Raw genomic sequence first — 7,429 nt, forward strand, 5'->3', positions numbered from 1 at the left:
GGGGGGATTATCCCCCCCGGCGGGTCCAGGGCAGCGCCCTGGGACTTTTCCTTTGATCTTTCCGACCCCATGGGGTCCAGGGGGCACCCCTGGGACTTTTCCGCTGTTGACTCCGTCATGTCGCGCTGCACAGAGCCCTGAATCGTTATGAATCAAAAAGAAAAAAACATACAAGTCAACGGATAGAACATTTTCTTTTTTTGATACTTTAAAAGATAAATATTAAAAGGCAACGGACTTCATTTTCCGACGGGCGTGGTGGCGGTGTTTTCCCATGGGCCTGCGCGTTACAGGCGGTATCTTGACTTGCCCCGATTGAAATTCCATCCTCATCTTCCCGGCAGAATCAAACTGTTTTCGAAGGATATCGGGATGGAATCGAAGAAGGTCACCCCGCCTCGCCAGCCCCGGAAGGCATCCCCCCAGGGAGGTCTCACGCCGCCCGCCCCGGTGTTGCCGGATTATTCCGGGCGAAGCCTGGAAGAACTGCGGCTTCTGGTGGCACAGCAGGAGAGCCGTTTCCTTGCCCCCGGCGGGCTTGAGATCCAAAACGCCTTTCTGCGCCATCTGGCCGCCTGCGTCACCCTGTGTGACGGATTGGAGCGGGCAGCCTTGCAAGCCCTCTGTCGACGGGAGCGGGGCCGTTTCCGCAAACTGGGAGACCCCGTTGTCCTTGCGGAACGGCTGGAGGAGCTGCTGCCCACCGCTTCCGGCAGCGGGGCCGCGCCATTGCCGGACCGGCTGGGGGAGTTGTTCCTGTTGCGCAATCTGGGCAACGGCGATGCCGTGAAAGCCCAGGCCGCCGCCTTGCGCGCTTTCGATAACGCCTGGGTCAAGGCTATGGCCGTGGCCATTCGTTGTGTGGATCATTTCGGCCCCCTCGGCTTCGACCAGCCCTTGAACTGGTTGAACGCTTGGGTGGATCAGCCGGAGTTGCCGTTGGAGAGGTTGCAGGTTATTGTTTTGGCCGACCTGCTGCCGGACTACCACCTGGACCTGAACGCCTTCACCGCCAAGGTGGAAGGTGCCATCATCCAGCGGCTGCGGACCAGCAAGGCCACCGACCTCGCCAGCCGAGCCCAACTGCCCCGCTTTCTCAATAGTTATTCGGTAACATTGAGCTCCCTGGGCCGTTCGCCGGAGGCCCTCGCCCCTGCTCAGGAAGCCGTCGACATCTATCGGGATTTGGTGGGTCAACAGCCGCAGCATCCTGATCTGGCCATGAGCCTCAACAATCTGTCCAATCGGTTGAGCGAAGTTGGCCGTTCGGCAGAAGCTCTCGCACCCGCTCAGGAAGCCGTCGAAATCTATCGGAAGTTGGCAAGTCAGCAGCCGCAAGCTATCCGGCCTGACCTAGCGGGTAGCCTCAACACTCTGGCCAATCGGTTGAGCGAAGTTGGCCGTTCGGAAGAGGCACTCGCACCCGCTCAGGAAGCCGTCGACATCTATCGGGATTTGGCGAAGCAGCGGCCCATGGACTTTCGGCCTGACCTTGCGAAGAGCCTCAACAATCTGGCCAATCGGTTGAGCGCAGTTGGCCGTTCGGAAGAGGCACTCGCACCCGCTCAGGAAGCCGTCGCCCTCTATCGGGATTTGGCGAGTAAGCAGCCGCAGACCTTCCGTCCCTTCCTCGCGGGGAGCCTCAACAATCTGGCCATTTGGTTGAGCGAAGTTGGCCGTTCGGCAGAGGCACTCGCACCCGCTCAGGAAGCCGTCGACATCCGGCGGGATTTGGCGACTCAGCAGCCGCAGGCCTTCCGTCCTGACCTCGCGGCGAGTCTCAACAATCTGGCCAAGTTTTTGAGCGAAGTTGACCGTTCGGCAGAGGCACTCGCACCCGCCCAGGAAGCCGTGGCAATCTCCCGAAGTCTGAACCAAGTACTTCCAGATGCCTTTCGAGGTCATATTCAAACCTCTTTAAATACACTGGCCACGGTGTTGCAACATCTTGGTCGCAGCCTGGAAGCCAGAGACGTCGCCAAGGAGTTTTCCCGGTTGCGGCGGGAGTCAACCCTGCCCCATTCCGCCCGTGTAGCAACGCCTGCCGATGCGGATACCTTCCGCATCGACTGGATCGACTTGGAACGTATCGGCCCCTTCGAGGCCATGCGCATCGTCTTTGAACCCCGTACCGCATCAAACCAGGCCGACATCCATCTCTTCACCGGCCCCAACGGCAGCGGAAAAAGCACCCTGCTTTATGCCATGGCCAATCACTTTCAGGAGGTTCAAAGCGTCCTGGTGGCCAGACGGTGTTGGACCAACAGCGCCGAAAACCTGCGCATCGGTTTCAACCACGAAGAATGGTTGCAGGAGTACCGCCAGATTCAAGCGTTGGAACGCTCCAGCGAAACAGACAAACTGCCCTTCGCAGTGTTTACTTACTCCGGCGGGCGCACCACCCTGGCCGATTTCGAGGTCAATTTGCAGGAGATCGACCAGTCACCCCTGCATCAGGCCCTCTCCTTTCACAACAGCATGCCGCCCGAGGCCTTGTTGCAATGGATTGCCGGCAATCTGTCCCAGGAGGCTCTGGCCCGCGTGGAGGGCAATGTGGAGGAGGCGCAACGCTATCGCAAGGCGCTGCAAACCATTCTCGACACCCTTCGCGACATCACCGGACGCGATTTCGAATTCCGCATGTCCCGCAACCCCCTACGGGTTCGCCTCTGGGATGGACAACACCCCCTCTCCCTCGACGTGTTACCCGACGGGCTCAAGTCGATCCTGAGTTGGCTGGGCAACCTGATGATGCGCCTGGATCACCTGACTCGCGCCAACCCCGAAGTCTCCACCCTGGATAAACCCTTCCTGCTCTTTCTCGACGAGATCGAAATCCACCTGCACCCCTCCTGGCAGCGCCGCCTGCTGCCCGCGATGCAAAAACTCTTTCCCCGCGCCCAAATCTTCGCCACCACCCACTCCCCCTTCGTGGTCAACTCGGTCAAAGGGGCCTGGGTCTATGCCCTGGACCCCGAAGAGGTTCGCATCGAGGCTAAACCCTCCGGGGCGGGATTGAGTTACATCACGGTGTTGGATGAGGTGTTTGGCATCACGCAGCGTTTCGACCCCGAAACGGAAACGATGCTGAACCAGTTTCGCGGCTTGCGAGAGACTTTCCTGCAAAATCCTCAGGATGAGGACAACCGCAGAAAACTTGGCGAGCTTATGGGCCGCATCGGAGAGAGAGGGGCCGAGCTTCACGGTATCATGAACCGGGAGCGAATGCAGATGCAGCGATTGGCCGAGCGGGATCCGATCGATGATGAAATTTAACAGGCCAAACCAGCCGAGATGTCTGGCAATCAAAAGCACCGACTGGACCACACGATGGCTTGCGGACAAAAAAAAATCGCAGGTCTTCCGATGGTACAATGCCAAGTGCAAAACCTCTGTCAGCCAAGCCCTTTCCCAGGCGCATGCTAGGCATTGCGCCTTTTGTGATCTGCGACTCGCCCTTAGCAGCACGGAAACCATCGAACATTTCAAGCCCAAAAGCACATTCCCCGAACTTGCCTTTGTCTGGGATAATCTCTATCCGGCTTGCACCCTTTGCCAAAGATACAAACTGGAGAAATTTGATGATCGCCTCTTGCGTCCGGACGATACAGCATATTCCTTCGACACCTATTTTATGATCGACTATTCATGTGGAAAATTGAAGCCGAACTCCCGACTGTCCCCCGTGGAGAAAGAGAGGGCCGAAAAAACCATTGAACTTTATGGGCTCAATGAGGCAGGAAGACCCCAGGCGCGGTTTGATATGTTGGAGGATTTAGATAAACTGGATCGTTCTAAACAAGATAAATATGATTTCAGGTATTTATTTTTATAAAGAAGCACCAAAAACACTTCAAGACAACGTCAACGGACAGAACATTTCCTTTTTTTGATACTTAAAGGATAAATATTGAAAGGCACGGCTTAGCCCGTCATCACGCGCTTCAAACCGGCAAACAACCCGGTCCCCTTGAACCACCGGTAAAGCGCCGTCCCCTCCAGCCTGCCGTACAAACTCGACCGACCCAGCACCCGCCACCAGGAGAACTCCCGGATCCACTGCGCCAGACGGAAATCCACCAAATGGCGGAAATACCCCCAGCGGAAACGCCCCCTCAACACCATCACCAACGGCCACATCAACACCCGCTTCACCGCACCCTCCGGCTTGTCCCGCTCCTCCCACCGCGCCAGATTGAAAATGCGAAAGGCGTCCCGCGTCAACACCCGATGCTCCGGCGCAATCCACGGATAAAAGATCCGGTCGTCATACCCCCCCATCTTGCGGTAGCGATCCACCCACTCCTGAAACGACCCCGGCGCCGCAATACCCCAATCCCGCTGCACCTCCTCGTACAACTCCCCCCCCGGATATACCCGGTACATGTACGGACCCTTGATGACACTGTCCGCCTTGGTGCGATGAATCCACCACACCAGACCCATGGTCTTCAGATAGTCGTCGTAACTCTCTTTGGGAAAACCGATGATGAATCCACAACTGAGCTGAATCGACGGATAGACCGCCAGCCGCGATACCGCCGTGGTCACATGATGCAGCCGGATGCCCTTCTTGATGTACTTCAATATCGCTTCCGAACCCGACTCCACCCCGAAACGCAGTTGCGCCAGATTGATCTCCGCCAAATCCCGCAACATCTCGTCGTTGATGTAATCCGGCCGGAAATCGGCCGCCCGGCAACTGGCCCACCAGCGGAAACGAAAACCCTTCTCCCGATAAATGCGGATGAACTCGACGATTCGCTCCCGATTGTGGAAAAAAAGATCGTCCCGAAAGAAGATGGTGCGCGGATTGTACCGTTGCACCACCCGCTCCACCTCGGCCATGAGATGCGCCACAGGCCGCCCGATCCACTTCTGCCCGGTGACCACGTTGTAACAGAAGGTACACTTGAAGGAACACCCCCGCCCGGCCAGAACCTCCATGAAGTTGCCGAAATGGCTGACCACCCGTGGATCGAGCAGTTCGTAGTCCAAATCGTACCACGGCGGCGGCGGGGGCGGCGGGGTGCGGTGAACAACGCCGTTTTCCTTGTAGATCAACCCCGGCACCGACGCCAGATCGGGTTCCCCACGGCGCAACTCCTCGATGAGCCGCTCCGTGGTGAACTCCCCGGCGGACGTGGCCACGAAGTCGACGTTCTCTTCCGCGCAGGTCTGCTCGGGACACAACGAAGCGTGAGACCCCCCCACCAGCACACGACACTCCGGCTTGAGAGCCTTCACCTCCGCCGCCAGTTGCTGCAAAAACGGCGTGTTGGACGACATGATCGACACGCCGATCAACCCAACCCGGGGCAGCAACTCCCGAACCTGCTTGAGAATCAACGGCTCGTCGTCGATGGAAGCATCCAGCAGCTTGACCGAAAATCCCCGACTGACCAGATAACTGCCCACCGCCAGAATGCCCCAGGGAATGGTGGTCTCGGCATCGTTTTGATGGGGATTGACCAGCAGTATGTCCACAGACGGCTCCCGTTGCCCTTACGTGGCACGGGCGGCAAGCCACCCGGCCAGACGGTTTTCCAGATCCAGCAGATCCTCCTGGCACAACTGACGCATGCGTTTGTAGTTGGCAGCAGCCTTGAGACCCATCTCTTTGTAGCCGCCAAAAGGAAAATGGGCGTATTCCGCCGCTGCCAGGGGCTGAAAGAAGCGTTCCTTGGCATCCGTTGCCTGTCGAATCTCCTTCCAGGCGGCATGCTCCAATCCGGCCAGCGTCCATACCTCCACTTCTTCGATGGCATGAGCCGCCAGAAGGTTCCCGTTTTCCGTTTCCAGCCGGTCCAACATCTGCCGCCGCCCGGATTTGCCGTCCCGGTCCACCACCAGCAGGTACAAATCGACCATGGGATTGGCTGAGGTCACGGCACAGAGGTTTTTCAACACATTCTCCACCCCCGGATAAACCGGATTGGTGCAAACCCGCACCCGGACCTTCGCACGATCCAAATGGGCGAACATCGCCTCAAGCAGAGGTTTGAGAAGGTGTTGGTCATAGGTGGGATCTTCGGTGATGAGCAGCACCCGCACGGCCTCACACCTCCCCCCGAGCGAATTCCAGAGTGATCTCCATCCAGTTCCCGGTGAGCAACTGGCCCAAATCCTGATGTTCCAGCGCCTGCCGCAGATGGGGAATCTCCAAAACCGGCACGATGCGCCCCTCCTCCTCCCCCGGCAAACGGTAGATCAGACTGGTGGTCTCCAGCGTCTGCGCCGAAAGCAGCGAAAGCAGATAGGGATTGTGGGTGGTCACCACCACCTGACACCCCCGGCTGGGGGCCAGCCGCTGCAACAGATCCACCACCAGCCGCAGGCCTTGGGGGTGGAACCCGTTTTCCACCTCCTCGATGAAGAGGAATTTCGGCACCTTGGGCCCGAGAATCAGCGCCAGCAGCCCCAACAGCCGCAACGTGCCGTCGGAAGCACTGCCGGCGGAGGTGATTCGACCGTTTTCCTCCACGATGGCCAGTTGGATCAAGCCATCGGCGTATTCCCGGAAGATCAGATCGGTCACCGCCATGGGAGTCAGCTCCCGCAGCCAGGAGAGCAGCGCGGCTTTGTCCTTTTCGTCGGCGCAAATGGCCTGGAGAGCGGAAGAGAGATTTTCGCCCCGGTCGCCCAATACCGACAGCCCAGGGGCCGACGGGCGACGCAGGGCATCGGGGGACAGGTCCAGAAAACGCATAAAGGCGAAATATTTTGGTAGAGGGGACTTCAATATTCCCTTTAAGAAATCACTAGACACTTCATTATCATTTGTTATGAATCGGCACGTTGCTTCTTCATAATCAGATAGCTGGCCTCTCACCCCTGGCCATTCCAAATTTCCACCTTCTCCCCATTTTCCAAACACGTTTTCCTCAAACGTACAACCCCGAAAATTCCCCAATAGAAAACGAAACAAATCCCGCACATTGCTCTTTCCCGAGGCGTTGGGGCCAATAAGAACCGTCAACGGCCCCATCTTCAGAGTCGCGTCCACGAAATTCTTGAATTTCCCCAAATATAGTTCGGTGAACACCTCTGCCACCCTCGATTCGTGGACGATTCGTTCAGTCGAAACGCAACTTCAGCAGCAGGATCAGCCCCAGGATCACCCCGACGATGCTGTTGGTCCAGATCATGGCTTGAGCGGGCAGCAGCACCCCGTAGAGGGTCCACAGCACCGCCGAGGCCAGCGCCAGGAAGAGCCAGAGAAAGGAGAGATCCCGCGCCGAGCGGCTGCGCCAGGTCTTCCACAGTTGCGGCAACAACGACATGATCGAAATCACCATCGCCAGCCATCCCACCCATTCCAGCATCGCCGCTCCCTGCCTTGTTGCAAAATACCCTCACGGGGCCGAACAGCCCCCTTAGGGCGTGTTGACATTCACCATCTTTTGGTCCCTGGCCGCGTTGCAATCCG

6 protein-coding genes are annotated in these 7,429 nt (G+C 58.0%); 2 read left to right on the forward strand and 4 right to left on the reverse strand.

All coding sequences use genetic code 11. The annotated features are described in order from the left end of the window. Window positions 1-372: 372 nt before the first annotated feature. Both HQL56_16670 and HQL56_16675 read left to right on the forward strand, forming a co-directional pair. Window positions 373-3,276, forward strand: coding sequence for a tetratricopeptide repeat protein (locus HQL56_16670; GenBank protein MBF0311150.1), 2,904 nt, complete (start codon window positions 373-375; stop codon window positions 3,274-3,276). Next, window positions 3,263-3,835 carry a TIGR02646 family protein gene (locus HQL56_16675; protein ID MBF0311151.1) on the forward strand — a complete coding sequence of 191 codons (573 nt, stop codon included), beginning with the start codon at window positions 3,263-3,265 and terminating at the stop codon, window positions 3,833-3,835. The genes HQL56_16670 and HQL56_16675 overlap by 14 nt, the downstream gene beginning before the upstream one ends. 89 nt (window positions 3,836-3,924) lie before the next feature. On the opposite strand, the gene HQL56_16680 is transcribed toward HQL56_16675, so the two are convergent. From HQL56_16680 to HQL56_16695, 4 genes are read right to left on the reverse strand one after another with little or no spacing between them, the layout of a single operon-like run. Then, the gene (locus HQL56_16680; protein ID MBF0311152.1) at window positions 3,925-5,487 is read right to left on the reverse strand and encodes a B12-binding domain-containing radical SAM protein; all 1,563 of its coding nucleotides are present in this window, start codon (window positions 5,485-5,487) and stop codon (window positions 3,925-3,927) included. A gap of 18 nt (window positions 5,488-5,505) precedes the next feature. Continuing rightward, on the reverse strand, window positions 5,506-6,054 hold the full coding sequence (locus tag HQL56_16685; GenBank protein ID MBF0311153.1) for a hypothetical protein: 549 nt from the start codon (window positions 6,052-6,054) through the stop codon (window positions 5,506-5,508). A gap of 4 nt (window positions 6,055-6,058) precedes the next feature. Then, a complete protein-coding gene (locus HQL56_16690; protein MBF0311154.1) occupies window positions 6,059-7,045 on the reverse strand; it encodes an AAA family ATPase in 987 nt (328 codons plus the stop codon). Between the two features lie 31 nt (window positions 7,046-7,076). After that, a complete protein-coding gene (locus HQL56_16695) occupies window positions 7,077-7,325 on the reverse strand; it encodes a PQ-loop repeat-containing protein (GenBank protein ID MBF0311155.1) in 249 nt (82 codons plus the stop codon). Between the last annotated feature and the right edge of the window lie 104 nt (window positions 7,326-7,429).

Source organism: Magnetococcales bacterium, assembly GCA_015231925.1.
Classification (GTDB): Bacteria; Pseudomonadota; Magnetococcia; order Magnetococcales; family JADGAQ01; genus JADGAQ01.